Below are 20,157 nucleotides of genomic sequence, written 5' to 3'. Positions count from 1 at the left end.
ACCGGTCGCTGTCCGCGATACGGCCTACCAAGGCTTGATGTCTTTATGCTGTGTGTCACTTGACTCGTCCTTGTTTTGGTTTTGCGAGTTCGATGAGGAGGGTTGATTGGCTTTCAACGTCTGCTCAACGGCGTGGCGCTGTTCGTCGGTCAGGCCGGCTCCGTCTCCGTCCGCTTGGTTCGAAGACCGTGCTTTTGTTGCCAAAGCTCCCTTATGTCGGGCTTCTTCAATAGTCGCGATTCGTTGTCGAGTCTTTGTCGTGAGCTTGGTCGAAACTTTGGTGTTCGTTGAGATGGCGTGCCTGACGCTGCCTACGAGTACGGGGCTGAGCTTACCCACCCGGTCAAACAGTTCGTCGGTCTGGCGTTGACGTAGTTCGATTGTCTTCGGGTCGGTTCCCGGCTTCTTTGCCAGCTTAATGGTTTCGTTCAGTGTCGCTGTGGCCTCGTTATAGGAATTGATCGCGTAGAGGTTCAATCCTGTTATGGCCGCCGTCACAAGGAAGACTACAGCCATCGCTATGCAGATGATTCTCAGCCAGAGTGGGGCGATTGCGCGGCGATGTGGCTTTGCCCGGGGCAGATCGACCATGTCTTCCGGCTTGGTTTGGTCGGTTTTCACGGTAGGGTTCCAGATCACAGAAGTCTCCTGTCCATCACAATCCACGCGCCCAGTTCCCATGCCAGTAAGGCAACCAATACGATTGCCAACGGCCAGACTACAGGAGCGACACGTTCGCGGGAACGTGGCCCGTTGGCTACTCGCCAGCGTTTTGAAGCCTTAGCCAGATCGGATGTCTTCAACGTTTCAGAAGCATTTACAATGAGCGCTTTGCCACCCATTTCATCGGCTATCTCGGTCAGGTTTTTCTTGTCCATTCTTGAGATGCCGGGTTGTCCAGTACTCGGATCAATCACCCATTTGCTTTCGTTGGAGGTGTTTTCGTCCTGCGCATTTGTCCCGGCGCCCGATTCCGGAATGGTGCCTCCCTTGTCCGAACCCACTCCGATGGTGAAGGCATCGTTAAGGTATTGCCGCAGAGATGAAAAAGTGCGTCGTGTTTCACGAGCGGTCTGCTCCCCGTCGGTGATGATATACAGGACGATGGTGTCTTGAGGGTGTGCCGTTCGAATTGCTTTGAGCTCGCGTAGCAATGCGTCAAGCGGGGCGTCAAGATTTGAGCCCGAAGACACCTTGGTGGGCTCGGGCACCAAAGCCTGGGACCAGTTGCGTATCGCGCCGATATCGGGGGTCAACGGAACGTCAAGTCGCCCGCCGGCACCGAAGCTGACCGCTGCAAAACTGGAGCCACTATATATTTCCGTAAGGTCGTTCACGGCTTTTTTCGCGGCATCGATTCTGGTTATGACCGTATCGGAACCATACTGCGCATCGGCGACCGCCATGGAACCCGTTACGTCGGTGGCTACGACCACGTCGGTCGCGTTCACGGCTTTTGAAGTGGTCATCTCCGCGACACTCGGCGTCAAAGCCATTACCGCTATGATGAGGCAACATACCGAACGACGTATACAAGAGATGAGTGTTTCGTCGGTACCGTTGACTCCTTGTGCCCGACGGATGTGAACGATGACGATCGCCGCGGCCAAAATCGTCATGACGAATGCCAGAGCCATGCCTGCCGGCCAGCCCAGTGCAGGGGATAATCGTAATGTCTTCATCGTTGAATCCTCCATGCCACGGCGATCCAAAGCCCTAGGAACGCAGCTGCGATCAACGTAAACCATCCGGGAGCGTCGATCAATGATGACAGGCGATTGTGCTCGTCCTGCTCCGACTTTCGTTTTTCAAGGGAGCGCATCATTTTGTCGACGGACTGGCCTGAATGGGCCGAAGAATATGTGCCGCCGTGCTTTTCGATTTCTTGGCGCATTTCGATTGTGGTCTTATCGTTTTCTGAGCCCATGGGTCCGTCGTATAGGCCGTCCACGCTGATATTCGCCTTGCTGGTGAGGTCCAGAGCCGATCCAAGTGTGTAACTGGATGTTCCCGAGACATTGTCCGTTGCCAGCATGATCGAGGCCTTGCCGGGTTTAGAGGGTTTGCCATATATGAATCCGGGGAGCATTGCGGCACAGCTGACTAAGCCGTCGCCAATCAGGCTAGTTTTGTCGGTTCGATTCTGCGTGCCCTCGATCAGATCGGTAAAATCCTGAGCCGTCCGATCGCTGAGTTTGTCGATGCGATCCTGAGTTGAAACCTTGCGCAGGATTTCACTGGCTTTCTTCAGTTGGCCTGATGCTAGGTCGTAGTCGTCCGTCAAAGGGAAAAGAGTGCGAGAAGTCGAGTTGAACAGGCTCAACGCAATGCGTTCCCCCTTGAATCCGGATATGAGCTGCTGATAAGTGCTGAGCACCTCGTGGTCGTAGGCGAGCATTGATGCGGAGACGTCCAAACACAGAACGATGTCTCGCGGATTGGTTCTCTCGTCGTTCTCATCGACGACCGAGGGGCGTGCCACCAAGGTCATCGCCGTGATCAGCGCCAGGACAAGTAGCGTTGTGGCGAATCTGTTGTAGACCCGGAAACGGTGGAGACTTTCGTCTATTTGTTCGGTGTTCAGGTCGGAGTCTAGACCATAGACGGGCAATCCGTGGCGTTGGGTTCCGCCACGTGCGCTTAAGAACATGCAGAGCGCAACGATTGCCAGCGTAACGGCCAGCGCCGCCAAACCGGCCCATGGCCAATGCCATGTCAATGTCATCGTCGCCACCTTTCAATCAGCTTCGAAACCCACTCTCCGGCCTCCGCAACCGTAGTGTCCCGGGCCTGCATATTCCGTGTGACGTCGGCGAATTCAGGAGGGTAGAGCGCGGAGATCGTTTGCCGGAGCAGTGCCAGTGCCTTTGTGTCGCCGTCGGCTCCATCCCCCCGATTCAGGTCGGTAAGCGTACGAGTGCTTAAATCTTTGCCGGTTCGTTCGCCGGCGTAGTCTCGCGCCGTGCGGGCAAGTTCGGCAAAGGCCTCGTCGCGTGTGATAACCCCTTGAGAAAAACGGTCGACGGTGCGTTGCACGCGTTCGAGCCACTCATGCCTTGCGTTAATGTCCGTGTGCATGCCGTGCGAATAAGATTCACGCCGCTTTCGGGGGCGTGAGAGGAAAATGGTCAGAACAATCATTGCCAACGTCAAGGCGACTGAGACAATGAGCAAAGCGATGAGCACGGTCGGAACGGGGAGGGTTCCCATTGGCTGTTCCGGCTGAGCCATGATGGACCTTGTTTGGAGACTGGTTAGGTTCATGCGTTCCGCTCCAGACCTGTTCCGCCCCAGTTTGAAGCCTTGGAAAGAGTAGTTACGAAGCTCGATAGCATGGCCTGACTGGAACCTGCACGGATGAGTCTGGCACCGTTTCGTTTCAACTCGCCTTCCAGTCGCCTGGCCAGATATTCCCGATGGGCGTCGTGTGCCGTTGCTGATTGTTCGTTGATAAGGAACGCCGGGACACGTCTCCCGCTCGACCCGTCCGTCACGGCTCCGAGGTGGTGGCGACGGAAAGGATTGAGCGTGGACACGCTGACCACCACCAGTGGGTGATCAGCTGCGACACGCCGTATTGCAGTGGGTTCGACAGAGTCCAGCTCGTGTTCCTCGGTCGCGATCACGACGATTGACCCGTGGTCATTCAACGTTTTTGCGTAGTCGAAAAGCGCCGCGATGTTGTCGGAGCCGGTGAAGCCCTGGTCTAGTCTGCCGTCCAACTCTCGCTCGAAGGTTCCCAACCCGCCTCTGAACGGCTTTGAGGCAATGGTTACGCCATCGGCGAAGACCAAATGGATCTCATCGTGTCGTCTTGCGCTCAGAGCGGCGAACGTGCACAAGGCATTGGCCGCTACTTCACCTGCGGTCTCTCCGTTTTCGCATGTTCCGTTCATTGATACTCCGACATTCAGCATCAGATAAATGCGGGATGTCGAAAGATGTTCGCGTTCAAGCACCATAGGTCTGCCGTTACGGGCACTGGCTTTCCAATCAATCAGTCGTGATTCGTCCTCTGCGGTGTAATCCCGGATGCTCATTGGGTCGTCGTCACCGCCGCGCCGTGCGGTGCGGTGTTCGCCCTCCATCAGACCGAGCGCACGCCGTGCGGTCGGCAGATTCAGCATTGTCGAAAGCGACTCGATCTTCCTGCGAACCGCTGCGGCGCCGGTTGTGGAAGAACTCATGGCACCGGAACCGTCTGAACGATGGAGTCGATTATCTGGTCGGCCGTTACGCCGTCGGCCTGGGCCTCGAAGGTCAACAGAATGCGGTGACGCAGCACTTCGTGCACAAAAGCCTTCACGTCCTCGGGAATCACATAGTCACGGCCGTTGATCAACGCCTGTGCCTGACCGATGCGAATCAAAGAGATCGAGGCACGCGGGCTGGCGCCGAGCCTCACCTGTGAAGCCAGAGCCGGAAGCGGTCGACGACCGGCCCCACGTGAGGTTGCGACCAGATCGACGGCGTAGTTCATGATCGAGTCCGAGACGTGTACACGTCTGGCCGCGTCGCGCAGGAATTCCACGTCCGCGATCGAAATTCTTCCTTGCCCCATGGTTGACGGATCGATGGCATCGGTACCTCGTCTGGACAACAGTGCGAGCATGCGCTGCTCTTCTTCCGCGGAAGGATACGTCATCACCGCCTTGAGCATGAACCGGTCCATCTGTGCCTCGGGAAGCGGGAATGTGCCCTCCTGCTCGATCGGGTTCTGTGTAGCTATCACCATAAAAGGTTTGGGAAGCGCGATGCGTTGTCCGCCGATGGTGGTGGCTCCTTCGGCCATGGCTTCAAGCGTGGCCGATTGGGTTTTGGCGTTCGAGCGGTTGATTTCGTCAAGCAACACAAAATTTGCATGAATCGGACCGATTTGCGTGGTAAAACGCTGATGGGCGAAGTCAAAGACCTGTGTGCCGACAAGATCGGACGGCATCAGATCCGATGTGCATTGAATCCTTTTGAAACTGCCTGAAACGGAGGTCGCCAGCGTCTGTGCCGCAGTTGTTTTTGCCAATCCAGGCACGGATTCTATGAGAATATGACCGCCTGCAATCATTGTGGTGATCAGTGCCTCGCGTAGCATGTCCTGTCCGATGAGCGTTGCCCCGAATCGGGCTCGAATTCGGTCTGTCAGGACCTTGGCTCGTCCGGCATCGCTCAGTGGTGCTCCTGCGGATGTTGCGGCCTGTTGTGGGGCCTGTGGTGGAAGGGGTAGGTTCGTCATAAGCTTCGTTCTTGTTGGTGGTTTGCTGTTATCGTTGCTCTAAAGGCATTGTAGTGTCCGGTGCCGTCGAATTTGCTTCCAGCGTCCAGTTGATCGGGTCTGTCCCCATGCGCCTCAACGCCTCGTTGGTCCTTGAGAAGGGACGGGAACCGAAGAATCCACGAGAAGCGGAAAGGGGACTAGGATGCGGCGATTTGATGATGAAGGCATTGCCCAATCTCGGCTCCAGACTTTGTGCGTTGCGACCCCAAAGAATGGCCACCAGCGGCAGTGGTCGTCCACTGGCGTCCCTGCGGTCGTTCAGGGCCGAAATGGCCGCGTCCGTGACTTTTTCCCAGCCCTTGCCCTGATGGCTGTTCGGTCGGCCGACTCCAACGGTCAGGCAGCGGTTGAGCAGCATGACACCTTGGCTGCACCAAGGAGTGAGGTCTCCGTTGCTGGGAATCGGCACACCGAGATCGTCATGCAGCTCCTGATAGATGTTCTGTAGGCTGCGTGGCACCGGCTGCACGTCCTTGGCCACGCAGAAGCTGAGGCCGACGGGATGCCCCGGGGTCGGATAAGGGTCCTGTCCGACAATAAGGACCTTGATGGAGGCGAAAGGTATGGTGAAAGCCCGGAGAATGTTGTGACTGGCTGGCAGATATTGTCGCCCTGCGCGATGCTCGGCCCGTAGAAAGTCGCCCATGCGGTGAATGTCCGGCTCCACGGCGGATAACGCTCGGGCCCAGCCCGGGTCGATGAGTTCCTTCAATGGTTTGACTGTCGTTGTGTTCATGGTTGTTACCTTAAGTTCTGGCCTATATGTAATAGGTTTAGACATTTTGTTATCATAGTATTGCATACAATCGAAGCAATCGATTGTGTGGCGGCAATCGTCAGGAGAGGAACCGGCATGACACAGAATAAGCGAGATTTAGGTGATTTTTCTCAGGAAGACATCTTTGATAATCCTCCTGAGGGGCCTATTGGAGTACATCGTGGTTCCCCCTCGCTGTTGCGTCAGGCGATTCCTTTCATTGTGCTTTTGATCGTGTCCGTTCTGGCGGGTTTGCTTGTGTGGGGATTCTATTCTGGTGAGCTCTCGAAGGTGTTTGTCCGGCCTGAAGCGTCATCGCAGACGGTTGCTAGGAAGAGGGAAGAGCCTAAATCTGAAAAGAAGGATTCTGCCAAGAAAGAGAAGGGAGGCAACGAGAAGGGCACCGACAAGAACGACGCGTCGGCTGATTCCAACCAGACCCAGCAACAGACACCTGTTGCGACCGTCAATAAGCAGACGGATGTACAGGTCGTCAACGCTTCAGGTATCAATGGGTATGCCGCTGAAAAGAAAACGCAACTGAACCAGGCGGGTTACACGAACGTTTCGGCCGATAATCCTTCCGGCCAGGTTCCCGATGAAAGCGTCGTGTGGTACGGGGGCGAGGCCGACAAGGCCACCGCTCAGGATATAGCCACCAGCCTTGGCATCGGCAAGGTCGAGCAGCAGACCGGCATTGCGCACCCGATTGTTGTCGTGCTTAAGAATTGAGTTCCATTTCTTCCGGTACTGAATCGGTCGGAAGTTTTTGACTTTGTCGGCGTGTTGTATTCCGTTTGACTGTGGTCAAGCTTATAATGGTAATAAGTTGTGTGGTGTGGTATCCGGAATTGGCCGGATTCCTCATATGACTTCACATAGCTAACAGAGAGAATGGTTATTATGGCACAAGGTACCGTGAAATTCTTTAACGCCGGTAAAGGCTATGGATTCATCAGCCCCGATGACGGGAGTGAAGATGTGTTCGTTCATTATTCGGTGATTCAGAGCGATGGCTTCAAGAAGCTTGATGATGGCGACAAGGTCGAATATGAGTTCGAGCAGGGTCCCAAGGGTCTGCAAGCCACGACTGTGACGAAGCTCTGAGAGATTCTGTTCGCGTCTTGTGCGCGATATCGTTGCGAGGGGTTCACTCTATTGAGTGAACCTTTTTGTTTTGGAACTTTCAAGCCATCAGCGCAATTTACGAGTTTTTGGCACTCTCGCCGTCAGAGTGCTAATCTGGTATTTAGCACTCTAGACCTGAGAGTGATAACCTGCAGCTGACGGCCGGTTCCGCTTGGGTCGTGAGTCACAGGATAATAGTCGTAGAGCCATATGTGGAGGAACAATGGCAAAGATGATTGCATACGACGAGGAAGCTCGTCAAGGAATGCTCGCAGGGCTCGATGAGCTCGCCAACACCGTCAAGGTCACGCTTGGCCCCAAGGGTCGTAATGTGGTGCTTGATAAGTCGTACGGCGCCCCCACCATCACCAATGATGGTGTTTCCATCGCCAAGGAAATCGATCTTGAGGATCCCTACGAGCGTATCGGCGCGGAACTGGTCAAGGAAGTGGCGAAGAAGACGGATGATGTGGCAGGTGATGGTACCACAACCGCAACCGTGCTCGCCCAGTCTTTGGTGCATGAAGGTTTGAAGAACGTGGTTGCGGGCTCCAACCCGATCGCGCTGCGTCGTGGCATCGAGAAGGCTTCGCAAGCAGTGGTGGACGAGTTGGTCAAGGTCGCCAAGGACGTCGAAACCAAGGATCAGATTGCGGCGACTGCAACGATTTCCGCTGCGGATCCTGAGATTGGCGAGAAGATCGCCGAGGCGCTTGACAAGGTTGGTCAGGATGGTGTTGTGACAGTCGAGGACAACAACCGTTTCGGTCTTGATCTTGATTTCACCGAAGGCATGCGCTTCGACAAGGGTTACATTTCCCCGTACTTCGTGACCAACAACGATGAGCAGACCGCCGTGCTTGACGATCCGTACATCCTGTTGACCAGCGGCAAGCTGTCCAGCCAGGAGGACGTGGTTCACATTGCCGAACTTGTGATGAAGACCGGCAAGCCGCTGCTGATTATCGCTGAGGATGTCGATGGCGAGGCTCTGCCCACACTGATTCTCAACAAGATTCGTGGCACCTTCAACTCCTGCGCCGTCAAGGCTCCAGGTTTCGGCGACCGTCGCAAGGCCATGCTGCAGGATATCGCGATTCTGACTGGTGCACAGGTCGTTTCCGATGACTTGGGTCTCAAGCTCAACTCCGTCGATCAGTCGGTGCTCGGCACCGCTAAGAAGGTCATCGTTTCCAAGGAAGAGACCACCATCGTTTCCGGTGGCGGATCCAAGGAAGACGTGGATGCACGGGTGTCTCAGATTCGTGCCGAGATCGACAACACTGATTCCGACTATGATCGCGAGAAGCTGCAGGAGCGCTTGGCCAAGTTGGCCGGTGGTGTCGCCGTCATCAAGGTAGGTGCCGCGACCGAGGTCGAGGCCAAGGAGCGCAAGCACCGCATTGAAGACGCAGTGCGTAACGCCAAGGCCGCCATTGAGGAGGGTCTGTTGCCTGGAGGTGGCGTGGCGCTCGTTCAGGCAGCGAAGAAGGCCGAGGACTCTGAAGCCGTCAAGGCTTTGTCGGGTGAGGAAGCCACTGGCGCGGCCATCGTCTTCCGCGCCGTCGAGGCTCCGATCAAGCAGATTGCCGAGAACTCCGGTGTTTCGGGAGACGTCGTGTTCAACAAGGTTCGTGAGCTCCCTGATGGGCAGGGCTTCAACGCCGCCACCAATGAGTATGAGGATTTGTTGGCCGCAGGTGTGGCCGATCCGCTGAAGGTGACTCGTTCCGCACTGCAGAACGCTGCCTCCATCGCCGGCCTGTTCTTGACGACGGAAGCAGTTGTGGCCAACAAGCCTGAGCCGCCGGCTGCGGCTGGTGCTGGCCAGAGCGCTGATATGGGCTACTGATCATTAGCTGATAGCTGATAACAACGGTGCTGTACGTGCCGTAAGTCTATAAAACGTTGTCGATTCGTTCCTTTGAATGTGTCGACAACGTTTTTTATGAGATTTCGGCGGATAGAGGAGGCATGGCGTCGGCGAGTGGCTAAGCCGTCCATGGGATACATATCGTTGTGCCCTCAGGGAATGTCTCGGAAAATGGAAGGTGCGTGCGCCATTTGCAACTCAAATCGGTCAGGCGGGCAACAATAGTTGCTGGTGGTTGTTCATTAAGTTTATTTCGCCACTAGTAGCAATGCATGTGGGACATTGGTTCCTGGCAAATGCTACAATGTAAGAAACTAGGAAGGATGGGTCAATGATACGCTGTCAATCAAAGAAGTGGCGTTATTCCTGCACTGCTTTAGCCTCTGTCGGAGCTCTGGCGTTGCTGGCAGGTTTGCTTGCATCGATTCCAGCCTCTGCGGACGAGGGAAACTCAACTAATCCAGACAACACTTTGGTAAAGAATTCGACAAGCGGTGATTTAGGTTCGACAGGCGTCAAAAACCAGGCAAAAAACGGTGACTTTGGACCGTCGTCAAGCGATGTCAACGCCAAGTCTACTGCGGGCAAAAAGCAGACTCAAGCTTCGGAGTCTGGCTCTGATTCCGGTTCCCGTATTTCATCCCAAGGGGATTCGGCTTCGGCGACAGGTGTATGCGCCGGGGTAACCGCGGTCGCTTCCGGTCAAGGCTGGTGTGTTGCTGATCAACCCGGCGTTGGTCTCGTAGGGCACGTCAGCGGTAAGGAAGGTCTGATCAGCACAAATTATGGTGATGGACCGACCGGTTACATGAAGAGGATCGTGGCGATTTCCGTCGATCAGCCTATCACTTTGGCCTCGAGCGACAGATTCGCGTTGGGTTACATGGATCAGTTGGTGCAGGTGACTGGTTTGGAGAATATCGACGTCTCCGAGTTGAATACTTTGTCCGAAGCGTTTGCCCGTGATCCGAAACTTGCGACCATATCCGGCATGGATAACTGGAAGACTGGTAACGTCGTCGATATGTCTAAAGTTTTTGTAGACGACGTGTCAATTAATTCATTGAATTTGAGTTCTTGGAATACAGGCAAAGTGACGACCATGTCGTGCATGTTCCTAGGGGTACATGCTTCAGGTGCAGTCAATTTGAGTGGTTGGGACACCCGTAACGTCGCTGATATGGGCGATATGTTTGCGTATGGTCAGTTCTCTGGCGCCCTGAATCTGAGCGGCTGGGGTGAATATATGAACCCCGCAGTCAACATGTATCAGATGTTCGTGTACTCGACGGTTAACGGTGCTTTGGATCTTTCGAATTGGAACTTTAGTGGCAAGAACGTCACGCAAATCGCAGATGGCGGATTACAGGGCGTTTCTTCCTTGACTTTGGGTTCTAAGACGTACCTTGACTCTGCGCAGTTGGCGAATATGCCTGGAACTTGGCATCAAGTTACTCCTCTAAAGCAGTATATGACTAAGAATATCAACGATTTGTTTGATTCTTCAAAGGCGTCGCGTACAGAAAACGTCACCTATGAGAAGGCTGCTGCCATGGTGAGTTTCGAGTACATCGATGCTGATACGGGTCGCGCGATTTCCCCCGGCATTATTGCTGTGCAGGGATTGCCGGCCTACAAGTTCAGTAAGCAGGGCGTCATAGACGCTAATGCTGCTGAAAACTCTTTCACAGTCACTCCAGGCGAGGGCTGGGAATTCGTTGGTTGCATTTCTAACCCTTCAACGGATGTTCTCGATAAGTGCTCTGGCGCCGAATTGTCTGGCCGGGTCGGTTCCACTGACCGAGTAATTACGGTAAGTATGAAACATAAAGCTGCCGCAACCGATGATTCTGGTAAATCGACTGATTCCGCAAAATCTACCGATTCCAGTAAGGCGAGTAGCTCGGGTAAATCTGCTGCTTCCGGTAAAGCGACCGATTCCCATAAAGCAAACGGAACCTCGAAAAGTGAGGCATCGTCCGCTAAAACCGGTACCAATCAACAGGTGCAAACACAAAGTGGGTCTGCGAACGATGGAAACAACATTCGGTTCAGGGTCTTCTCCCCGATGTCCGTGAGCATTGCGGCGCCCGCAAACGGCATCGCTGCTGGTCGCCATTCGATGAGAATGTCTTCCAGTGCCGCAAATACTCAAGAGGGTATGGCGACTCCGTCTGATTTAGCCGTTGATTCCCATGATGTTAAGGGTGGCTCGAAGAATGAGGGCAGCAACGGTTCTAATCATTGCGCCGCTTGGGTTACTGTTGGCAATGACAGTGTGATTTCTGATTTCAGTGCCGACCCGGACATCGCAAGAGGGCGGATTGAACCGATATATAGTCCATGCTCCAGTGAAAAAACCGTTGCCGTAGATAGTGCTTCAGCCATCAATCGTAGTATGGCACCGTTATCGTACCTCCTTCTTTTGGTTGTGGTAATCGCTGCCGCTCTGGAAACGACATACGTCATATATCGTCGTAATCGGAACCCGGCGGTCAGTGACTTCGGGAAGGCCAATGATATCAATGTTCATCACCGCTCGTCACCGATTCAGAGGTGAGATCGGGCCAAGGATGATTCCCGTCCATTCATAAAGCAATGGTCGTTGTCGGGGTCAAACCTCCGACAACGACCATTGTCGTTCATGAGGAATTCATCCGTAGCGTCCATGTCCAACAGCGTTCCATACGCAAGATCAAGGTTGATGAGATTTGGTTGTGCGAACTCGGTTCGTGTGATTCTCATTGCCGATGGTTGGTCTTTTGTGGACTGTTGGTCGTTCCTGATCATTCTTGACGCGTAATGATGTCAAAGTTGATGTGAATATTCATGCATGTCTTGCCGCCAACGATGAATCCGGCTCAGCTGGGATTTGGTTTGATCGTTTGCGCATGCCGAACCCGGCCTGCGCTTGTGGTTTGGTTGTTTGATTTGTGTGCGAAAATCTGCAAACCGTTCCGGATTAGCCTGTCCGTGGACAGCCTTGCATTGCTGACGGTGATGTCCGGTGAATGCAGTTGTATGTACAATCATTGCTTATCGTTGGCATTCACAAAGGCCTCGAGGGCGTCGGTTGGAGGAATCGTGCGCATTGGTGCTCCCGGTGTGGTTTGGCGGTAGACTGGGTTTTGTTCATGTAGATGAATGAAGGATGATGTGATGCTCACACATTATGACAACGACAAGTCGTTGGAATCGCGATTTGGACTGGAAACGCAGAAGCTCGTAGAACTTTGCCGTGTGTCCTCCAGGGGGCGTGGAATAAACAAGGTTATTGGCTTGTTTATCATACTTTTTATACTATTGCTAGCTTTTATTGTGCCGCCTGACCGGCCCGCCTATGCCGCTTCCGCCTATGGGAATATGACCAATGGGAGCGTAACCGACACTCAGAATGTGCTGGGGGGGCAATCCGGGAGGATAAGTGATGAGATATCCTCTACCTACCAGCAGACGGGTGTGCATGTCCGTCTGCTATTTCTAGCCAGTTTCGAGGGTGCGAAGAATCCGGATCGGTGGGTTGCTGACGTGCTTCAGTCGACCAAACCCAACCCTAATACGGTCATGCTTGCCGTTGCCTCGAATGACGGTCGACTGGTGGTCGCCGTATCGGAAAATTCCGATCGATGGCTGCAGAATCAAAAGTACGTCGATCAGATGTCGCAGGCGGCTTTGAATCCCTTGCAAAAAGACAAGTCCCCGGATTGGCCTGGCTGTGCAATTGCATTTATGGAAGAGATTCAGACGATTCATCATCAACGGCAGACTACCCGTCGGATCATCATCATTGTAGTGTGTCTGGCCGTGATTCTCCTTGTCGGGGTGATTGCCGGCAGATTGCTCGTTAGCAGGAGCCGAAGGAACGGTCGTGGCCGCCACAGTGTTAACCGCAGCAGGAAGTAAGCGTACTGGTCTTACTGTTGTGTGCTGATGACAATCAGAGAATGTTCAGGAAATACACAGACGATGAAGCGAGAATGGAGCCATGACAAAACCAATAGAAGCATCCATTGTGGTAGTGGACGATGAGCCCTCGATTCGTGATCTTTTGGTTGCGTCCCTGCATTTTGCGGGATTCGAGGTGTCGACTGCGGCTTCCGGTTCGGAGGCCATAGAAGTCATCGAAAAGGTGGTGCCTGATCTCATCGTTCTTGACGTGATGTTGCCGGATATCGACGGATTTACTGTAACCCGCCGTATCCGGCAGGAAGGTATCGACGCCCCGGTTCTTTTCTTGACCGCACGTGACGATACACAGGACAAGATCATGGGATTGACCGTAGGCGGCGACGATTACGTCACGAAACCTTTCAGCTTGGAGGAGGTCGTGGCTCGGATTCGTGCCATCCTGCGTCGAACCAGGGAACAGGTTGAAGATGACCCTGTCATCCGTGTCGGTGATCTCGAAATCAACGAGGATTCACACGACGTCTCCAGGGCAGGACAGACAATAGAACTCAGTCCCACTGAATATAAACTCCTACGGTATCTTATGGATAACGAGGGCCGGGTTCTGTCGAAGGCACAGATTCTCGATCATGTTTGGCAATATGACTGGGGTGGGGACGCGGCCATCGTCGAATCCTACATCTCCTATCTTCGTAAGAAAATCGACGGAATCGAGTTTATGGGCGACGACGGTAAGCGGCACAAGGTGATTCCTCTGATTGAAACAAAGCGCGGTATCGGCTACATGATCCGCGAACCCAAAACGGCCTCGGATCAATGAATCGGAGCGAACAGGCTCAGTCCGAGGCCTCGGATCGACTATCGGGCAAGACTCACGGTGCACCTGAAGCATACGTGCGGGTTTCACCGTCTCATGGGGATGATTCCTCGACCAAAGACGTTCGGCGGTCCAACCCCTGGAAACGACAGTTGCTTGCTGGACTTGACGCGGTTCCGCTGACCACAAAACTCGTGGCTTGTACCATCGTATTGCTGATGATCGGCACCGTGGGCATATCCTTGACCATTCGGCAACTCGTGGGGGATTACCTGCTTGACAGGATGGACGAACAGCTGCGCGACCAGGCGCCGTTGGTATATAGCAACGTCGATTACCTGAGCAGTCGGGATAACTCCGAAGCGAACATCGGCTTTAACGATTACTTCATGCAATTTCGAGATGTCGACAATCACATCATCAGTACTCCTCTGGTGCCGGTATTGCGCAATAGCGTCGTTTCTGAGCCTGTTCTTCCCGCCAGTGGTTCGATGGATGGCGTCAAGCTTGGCGAGCCGTTTACGACAACGGCGAAGGTGCGTACCGTCGCCAACGCGTCCGGCGCCGACAAACGCACGATAGAAATGGCAAACGCACCGTGGCGTGTGTTGGCCCTCGAAGGCAAGGAACGCGGTCCGGACGGCACCAATGTCACCAAACTGATCGTATATATCGGCGTGTCAATGGGCGACCAGATCGACCTGATCCAAAAGCTGACGCAATATTCGGTGTTTGTCAGTATCATCATAGTGGTGCTGGGCGCCATTGTGGCGACTTTCATTATCCAACGCACCCTGCTTCCTCTCAAACGCATCGAAAAAACCGCAGCCAAAATTGCCGCGGGGGATCTCAGTCAGCGTGTCCCTCCGGCCCCCGAAAACACGGAGGTCGGTTCTTTGGCCGCGTCGCTCAACTCCATGCTCGCCCGAATAGAATCCAGCTTCCAAGAGCAAGAGGAGACGACCGAAAAGATGAAGCGTTTTGTCTCTGACGCCAGTCATGAGCTACGCACGCCGCTGGCGACGATTCATGGCTATTCCGAATTGTATACGATGCAACGAGATCTGCCTGGGGCGCTTGAACGTGCCGATGAATCAATCGCGCATATTGAAGCCTCGAGTTCACGCATGACGTTGTTGGTCGAGGATCTGCTCTCTTTGGCGCGGCTTGACGAGGGCCGTGGCATCGATCTGACACAGGACGTGAATCTCGACCAGCTGTTGGAGGATGCCGTAGATGATCTGCATGCGCTGGACCCGAATCGCATGATCCAGCAGGGAAGGCTTGCGATTGCGGGCTCCGAAAATCCCAAAGTCCCCGGCCGGTTAATGTTTGTCGATGGGCGCCTGCCCCAGGTCAGGCTCAAGGGGGATATCTCGCGTCTGCGGCAGGTCATCACCAATATCGTTGGCAACATTCACCGTTACACTCCCTCCGATTCGCCGGTGGAAGTCGGTCTTGAAAAGATGTCCGCCTCCATCAGTCCGCAGTCCTTGCAACGTAAGCCTGCGGCATCCCAGTCGTTGCATCATTTCCTTGAAGCAGTGGAGGTGGCGCGTTCAACACAAGCGGGGGTGGACTATGCGGTATTCACCTTCATCGACCACGGCCCAGGTGTGCCGGTAGAACGCCAGTCACAGATCTTTGAACGGTTCTATACGGCCGACCCCTCGCGTGCGCGCCTGAAAGGCGGTACCGGTCTTGGTATGTCCATTGCACAGTCCGTGGTGCGTGCCCATCATGGCTTCATCGCGGCCGGAACCACGCAGGAGGGCGGGGGACTTACGCTCACGGTCATTCTTCCCATCTCGCCGTTGGACTAGAATAGGTTCTACGGAGTAATGGGGCGTTCGACCGTGCTTGTGACGGTTGGCGCAGAAGAGGCAGTGAGGTGGCAGATGCCCAGCGGAAAAGTACGTTGGTTTGACCAGAAAAAGGGCTATGGTTTTTTGACTGGAGATGACGGGTCTGATGTGTTTTTGCCCGCTTCGGCATTGCCTCAGGGCGTCTCGAATCTTCGTAAGGGCACGAAGGTGCAGTTTGCGGTCGCTGATGGGCGCAAGGGTCCACAGGCGATGGATGTGGTTGTGCCGGGACCGGCGCCGTCGGTCATTCGCGCGACCAGACCGGCTCCGGACGATATGGCGGCCATTGTCGAGGATTTGATCAAATTGCTTGACTCGGCTGGCAATTCACTGCGCCGCCATCACTATCCCCGCGGGGCGGAGAGTAAAAAACTGGCGACTCTGCTACGTGCGGTCGCGGACGATTTCGATGTTGAGGATTAATCATACCCATGGCAGATATTCGAATTGGGCAATTGCAAGAGGATTCGCAGAATACCAAGGATCTCCAGGTTCGGCAGGATCCCAGGCGGCTGGCTCGTTCAGTGGCCGAGGCGTCAGCTGACGACCCGCAAGAGGTCGGTGACTTTGTTGAGATAATCGACCTTGGCGACAATGTGAGTGATTTTCGCTTCGTTAGTCGGAAGGTTGGTTATGAAGGCTGGCAGTGGGCCGTCACGTTGTATCGGGATGAGGCCGAAGAACGTTGGACCGTCAACGAATCGTCGCTTGTGCCCACCAAGGACGCCCTGTTGGCTCCAGATTGGGTGCCGTGGAAGGACAGACTGCTCGCCTCCGATTTGTCCGTGACGGACGTGATTGGCACGGATCCTAACGACAAACGGATGGAGAACGGCGTTCGGTCGAAGCAGCCCGTTCCTGTCGTTCAGGCGGATCGGTCTTCTGCCTGGACCTCGCAGGATCATCAATCGGATGAATCCGCATCTCTGATCGATGCCGAGGCATCCGGTGAACGTTCCCTATCCAATAAAGCCGAAGCTGATGAGACCGGCTCAACCGTCAAACCTGAAGGGGCGTCGGAACCCTTGGCGGTGGCCGAACAGGACGCTGCCGTTGATGTGGACGCGTCGGCCAAGCAGGTCGAGGCAACGGACGTGAATGCAGCCGTGGACGAGTTCGATTTGTCGCGTTGCCATGTCATGAGCGCAATCGGTCGCGAAGAGACCGCAAAACGTTGGTATCAAGGCCAGCATGGTCCGAAGTCCCTTTCCACCAAGGCCGCCGATGGTAATCTGTGTTCTTCATGTGCCTTCTTCATCGGCCTTAAGGGTCAGCTTGGAACGATGTTCGGAGTGTGTGCCAACCGGTGGAGCCTGGACGATGGCAGGGTGGTCTCGATTGACCATGGTTGTGGTGAGCATTCAGAGATTGAGCAGCCCGAACCCAGCCATCTGTGGGTGCAGTCGGACCCGGCTTTTGATGATTTGAACATCGATGTGATTAAGCAGAGTCCGCGCGAAGTGCGAGGTCCAGTCGAGCTCATCGAGCAGTCCGAGGATGTTGAAGAATCTGAGGATAATAACGGCACTGAGGATGTTGATAACGCCGACGGCATTGAGAATTCGGCTCAGCTTGAAGCATCGTCAGAACTTGATGCTGAGACCGAGACCGAGACCGAATCGTCTTTGTCGTCCAGGTCAGACGGCTGATAGGATTGTCTCAGGCAGTGCATGGGTTGTTCGCCCTCGTTGCGTCCAGAGCGCAATCGGCCTGTCGTTTGGCATAAACGTCACTGTAAATCGGTAGAATACAGGGGATTATCTTAAATGGAAGGATCAGTATGTTCGAACGGTTTACCGACCGTGCCCGACGCGTAATCGTATTGGCGCAGGAAGAAGCCAAGTCCCTTCAACACAATTATATCGGCACTGAGCACCTATTGCTTGGTTTGATCAGCGAGGGTGAAGGCATTGCCGCCAAAGCACTGGCTGCCAAGGGCGTCACACTCGAGGACACGCGTAAACAGGTCGAGGAGATGATCGGCAAAGGCAACTCTGCCCCCGACGGTCATAAGCCGTTTACGCCTCATGCCCGCCAAGTACTTGAGCTGAGCCTGCGCGAGGCACTGCAGTTGGGACACAGTTATATCGGCACCGAGCACATTCTCTTGGGCCTGATCCGCGAAGGCGAAGGCGTCGGCACGCAAGTGCTCATCAAGATGGGTGTGGACCTGGGTGATCTGCGTAGCTCCACAATCGACCTTATCCGTGGCAACTCCGCAAACGGTGACGGCAATGGTAAGGGCGAATTGGCCAATGCCGGCGGCGTGCAGGAAAAGTCCAACAAGTCAGGTTCCGCCATCCTCGACCAGTTCGGCCGCAATCTTACGGCTGAGGCGGCTGATGGCAAGCTTGATCCGGTGATCGGGCGGGCCAAGGAAATCCAACGCGTGATGGTCGTGCTTTCTCGCCGTACCAAAAACAACCCGGTGCTGATCGGCGAACCAGGTGTAGGCAAGACCGCCGTGGTCGAGGGTTTGGCGCAGAAGATTCACTCCGGTGACGTACCGGAGACCTTGAAGGACAAGCAAGTGTATTCGCTTGATTTGGCTTCCATGGTGGCTGGTTCGCGGTATCGTGGCGACTTTGAGGAGCGTCTCAAAAAGGTCTTGAAGGAGATCAAGACCCGGGGCGATATCGTGCTGTTCATTGACGAGATTCACAATATCGTGGGTGCGGGCTCCGCTGACGGAGCGCTTGGCGCTTCCGATATCCTGAAGCCGATGCTTGCACGTGGTGAACTACAGACCATCGGCGCCACCACCACAGAGGAGTACCGTAAGTATATCGAGAAGGACGCCGCCCTTGAACGGCGATTCCAACCGATTCAGGTGGAGGAGCCTTCGATCGCCGACACCATCGAGATTTTGAAGGGTCTGCGCAGCCGTTACGAGAACCACCACAAAGTGACCATTACGGACGGAGCGTTGCAGGCCGCCGCCGAGCTTTCGTCCCGTTACATTCAGGATCGGAACCTGCCGGACAAGGCCATTGATCTGATTGATGAGGCCGGAGCGAGGCTGCGTATCAAGAGACTGACCGCCCCGCCAGAGCTCAAGGATTTGGATGTCAAGATCGCCAAGATCTCCGACCAGAAGGACAAGGCCATCAAAGACCAGGACTTCGAAAAGGCCGCCGAATTGCGTGATCAGGAGGATAAGCTGCAAGCCGAGCGCACCGAAAGGGAGAAGACCTGGCGCGAGGGTGGCAGTGATGTCAAAATGGTCGTTGACGAGGATACGATTGCCGAGGTTGTCTCTTCGACTACGGGCATTCCCGTCTTCAAGCTTACGCAGGCCGAGTCCAAGAAGCTGCTGAGTATGGAGTCTGAGCTGCATACGCGCATCATCGGACAGGATGAAGCCGTTTCGGCGTTGTCCCGTTCCATTCGTCGTACACGTGTTGGTTTGAAAGACCCGAAGCGGCCTGCAGGCTCCTTCATCTTTGCGGGTCCGACCGGTGTGGGCAAGACCGAGCTCGCCAAAGCCTTGGCCCAGTTCCTCTTTGACGATGAGGACGCCCTGATTCGCGTGGATATGTCCGAGTTCTCGGAGAAGTTCGCGGCCTCGCGCCTGTTCGGAGCCCCTCCGGGGTACGTCGGTTACGAAGAGGGTGGAGAGCTCACGGAAAAAGTGCGCCGCAAGCCGTTCTCCGTGGTGCTTTTCGATGAGATCGAGAAAGCCCATCCGGATATCTTCAACACGCTGTTGCAGGTTCTGGATGACGGCCATCTGACGGACGGTCAGGGTCGTAAGGTGGATTTCAAGAACACCATCATCATCCTGACCACCAACCTCGGTACCAAGGATATCGCCAAGGCGGCCAACACCGGCTTCAGCTCCGGCACCGACACCGAGACAAGCTATGAGCGGATGAAGGGGCAGGTCACCAGTGAACTCAAGCAGCAGTTCCGGCCGGAGTTCCTGAACCGTTTGGACGACATCATCGTCTTCCGGCAGCTCACCGAACCGGAAGTGCGTCAGATCGTCGATTTGGACCTCAAGCAGCTCAACAATCGGCTGTTCGAGCGTCATATGTCGCTTCAACTGACCGATGCCGCCAAGGATCTTCTCGCCGAAAAGGGCTTTGACCCGTTGCTTGGTGCTCGTCCGTTGCGCCGTGTCATCACGCGCGATATCGAGGACGCCGTCTCCGAGAAGATTCTGATGGGGGAGCTTAACAGCGGCGAGAAGGTGACCGTCGACGCCGAAGGTGAGGGTATTTTGGGTGAGTTCACCTTCAAGGGTGAGCCCTTCGAAGAAGCCTTCCCAACGGATGGAGGTACTGCCACGGTATCCGCCGATTCCGATGATGCTCATGACGTGGCATTGTCCGGTTCTGTGCAGCCAGCCTCCGGATCGGCGTCCTCGGACACAGCTTCGGGCGAATCGGGACAATTGGAATCCGAAGCCGATCAAGGTGCCGAGGATCCCGCACAAAATGCCGGCGGCCAAGATGCGGATAATTCTGACATTCCTACGGAGTGACAATGGCGGGTGAATTCCGCTTCCTGATGTAGGTCCGTTATGCTGAGGCC

Annotated in this window: 17 protein-coding genes; 10 read left to right on the top strand and 7 right to left on the bottom strand. The window is 54.9% G+C overall.

What is annotated here, in order from left to right; all coding sequences use genetic code 11:
* Positions 1-24: 24 nt before the first annotated feature.
* Genes BBOH_RS02440 through BBOH_RS02410 form a run of 7 tightly spaced genes read right to left on the bottom strand, consistent with a single transcriptional unit; the run spans position 25 to position 6,008 of the window.
* Entirely contained in the window at positions 25-639 is a 615-nt protein-coding gene (locus BBOH_RS02440; protein WP_033521174.1) for a DUF6466 family protein, read from the bottom strand.
* A complete protein-coding gene (locus BBOH_RS02435; RefSeq protein ID WP_033521176.1) occupies positions 636-1,682 on the bottom strand; it encodes a vWA domain-containing protein in 1,047 nt (348 codons plus the stop codon). The genes BBOH_RS02440 and BBOH_RS02435 overlap by 4 nt, the downstream gene beginning before the upstream one ends.
* Positions 1,679-2,725 (bottom strand): VWA domain-containing protein, encoded by a 1,047-nt coding sequence (locus BBOH_RS02430; RefSeq protein ID WP_033521179.1) that lies wholly within the window; start codon positions 2,723-2,725, stop codon positions 1,679-1,681. The genes BBOH_RS02435 and BBOH_RS02430 overlap by 4 nt, the downstream gene beginning before the upstream one ends.
* A complete protein-coding gene (locus BBOH_RS02425; protein ID WP_033521180.1) occupies positions 2,722-3,231 on the bottom strand; it encodes a hypothetical protein in 510 nt (169 codons plus the stop codon). The genes BBOH_RS02430 and BBOH_RS02425 overlap by 4 nt, the downstream gene beginning before the upstream one ends.
* A gap of 29 nt (positions 3,232-3,260) precedes the next feature.
* Positions 3,261-4,187, bottom strand: coding sequence for a DUF58 domain-containing protein (locus BBOH_RS02420; RefSeq protein ID WP_033521181.1), 927 nt, complete (start codon positions 4,185-4,187; stop codon positions 3,261-3,263).
* Entirely contained in the window at positions 4,184-5,230 is a 1,047-nt protein-coding gene (locus BBOH_RS02415; RefSeq protein ID WP_074428473.1) for an AAA family ATPase, read from the bottom strand. The genes BBOH_RS02420 and BBOH_RS02415 overlap by 4 nt, the downstream gene beginning before the upstream one ends.
* A 28-nt stretch (positions 5,231-5,258) precedes the next feature.
* On the bottom strand, positions 5,259-6,008 hold the full coding sequence (locus BBOH_RS02410) for a uracil-DNA glycosylase (RefSeq protein WP_044098082.1): 750 nt from the start codon (positions 6,006-6,008) through the stop codon (positions 5,259-5,261).
* A 117-nt stretch (positions 6,009-6,125) separates the two neighbouring features.
* Here BBOH_RS02410 and BBOH_RS02405 point away from each other — a divergent pair, with 117 nt between their 5' ends.
* The 10 genes from BBOH_RS02405 (at position 6,126) to BBOH_RS02355 (ending at position 20,107) form a co-directional block, all read left to right on the top strand.
* Complete coding sequence (locus BBOH_RS02405) at positions 6,126-6,761, top strand: LytR C-terminal domain-containing protein (RefSeq protein ID WP_033521183.1); 636 nt, start codon at positions 6,126-6,128, stop codon at positions 6,759-6,761.
* 171 nt (positions 6,762-6,932) lie between these two features.
* Complete coding sequence (locus tag BBOH_RS02400) at positions 6,933-7,136, top strand: cold-shock protein (protein WP_033521184.1); 204 nt, start codon at positions 6,933-6,935, stop codon at positions 7,134-7,136.
* 244 nt (positions 7,137-7,380) lie between these two features.
* A complete protein-coding gene (gene groL, locus BBOH_RS02395) occupies positions 7,381-9,009 on the top strand; it encodes a chaperonin GroEL (RefSeq protein WP_033521188.1) in 1,629 nt (542 codons plus the stop codon).
* A gap of 352 nt (positions 9,010-9,361) precedes the next feature.
* Entirely contained in the window at positions 9,362-11,590 is a 2,229-nt protein-coding gene (locus tag BBOH_RS02390) for a BspA family leucine-rich repeat surface protein (protein ID WP_081930288.1), read from the top strand.
* Positions 11,591-12,189: 599 nt separating this feature from the next.
* The gene (locus tag BBOH_RS02380; protein WP_052118159.1) at positions 12,190-12,933 is read left to right on the top strand and encodes a TPM domain-containing protein; all 744 of its coding nucleotides are present in this window, start codon (positions 12,190-12,192) and stop codon (positions 12,931-12,933) included.
* A gap of 82 nt (positions 12,934-13,015) precedes the next feature.
* Positions 13,016-13,759 (top strand): response regulator transcription factor, encoded by a 744-nt coding sequence (locus BBOH_RS02375; protein ID WP_033521194.1) that lies wholly within the window; start codon positions 13,016-13,018, stop codon positions 13,757-13,759.
* Positions 13,756-15,579, top strand: coding sequence for a sensor histidine kinase (locus BBOH_RS02370; RefSeq protein ID WP_044098168.1), 1,824 nt, complete (start codon positions 13,756-13,758; stop codon positions 15,577-15,579). Before BBOH_RS02375 ends, BBOH_RS02370 begins: the two co-directional genes overlap by 4 nt.
* A gap of 75 nt (positions 15,580-15,654) precedes the next feature.
* A complete protein-coding gene (locus BBOH_RS02365) occupies positions 15,655-16,044 on the top strand; it encodes a cold-shock protein (RefSeq protein ID WP_033521256.1) in 390 nt (129 codons plus the stop codon).
* 8 nt (positions 16,045-16,052) lie between these two features.
* Positions 16,053-17,270 (top strand): DUF3027 domain-containing protein, encoded by a 1,218-nt coding sequence (locus BBOH_RS02360; RefSeq protein ID WP_074428474.1) that lies wholly within the window; start codon positions 16,053-16,055, stop codon positions 17,268-17,270.
* Positions 17,271-17,401: 131 nt separating this feature from the next.
* The gene (locus BBOH_RS02355; protein WP_033521196.1) at positions 17,402-20,107 is read left to right on the top strand and encodes an ATP-dependent Clp protease ATP-binding subunit; all 2,706 of its coding nucleotides are present in this window, start codon (positions 17,402-17,404) and stop codon (positions 20,105-20,107) included.
* Positions 20,108-20,157: the final 50 nt, after the last annotated feature.

This window comes from Bifidobacterium bohemicum DSM 22767, from assembly GCF_000741525.1.
Classification (GTDB): domain Bacteria; phylum Actinomycetota; class Actinomycetes; order Actinomycetales; family Bifidobacteriaceae; genus Bifidobacterium; species Bifidobacterium bohemicum.
The sequence above is the reverse complement of the archived record's forward strand: the minus strand, read 5'-3'. Positions and strand labels throughout refer to the sequence as shown.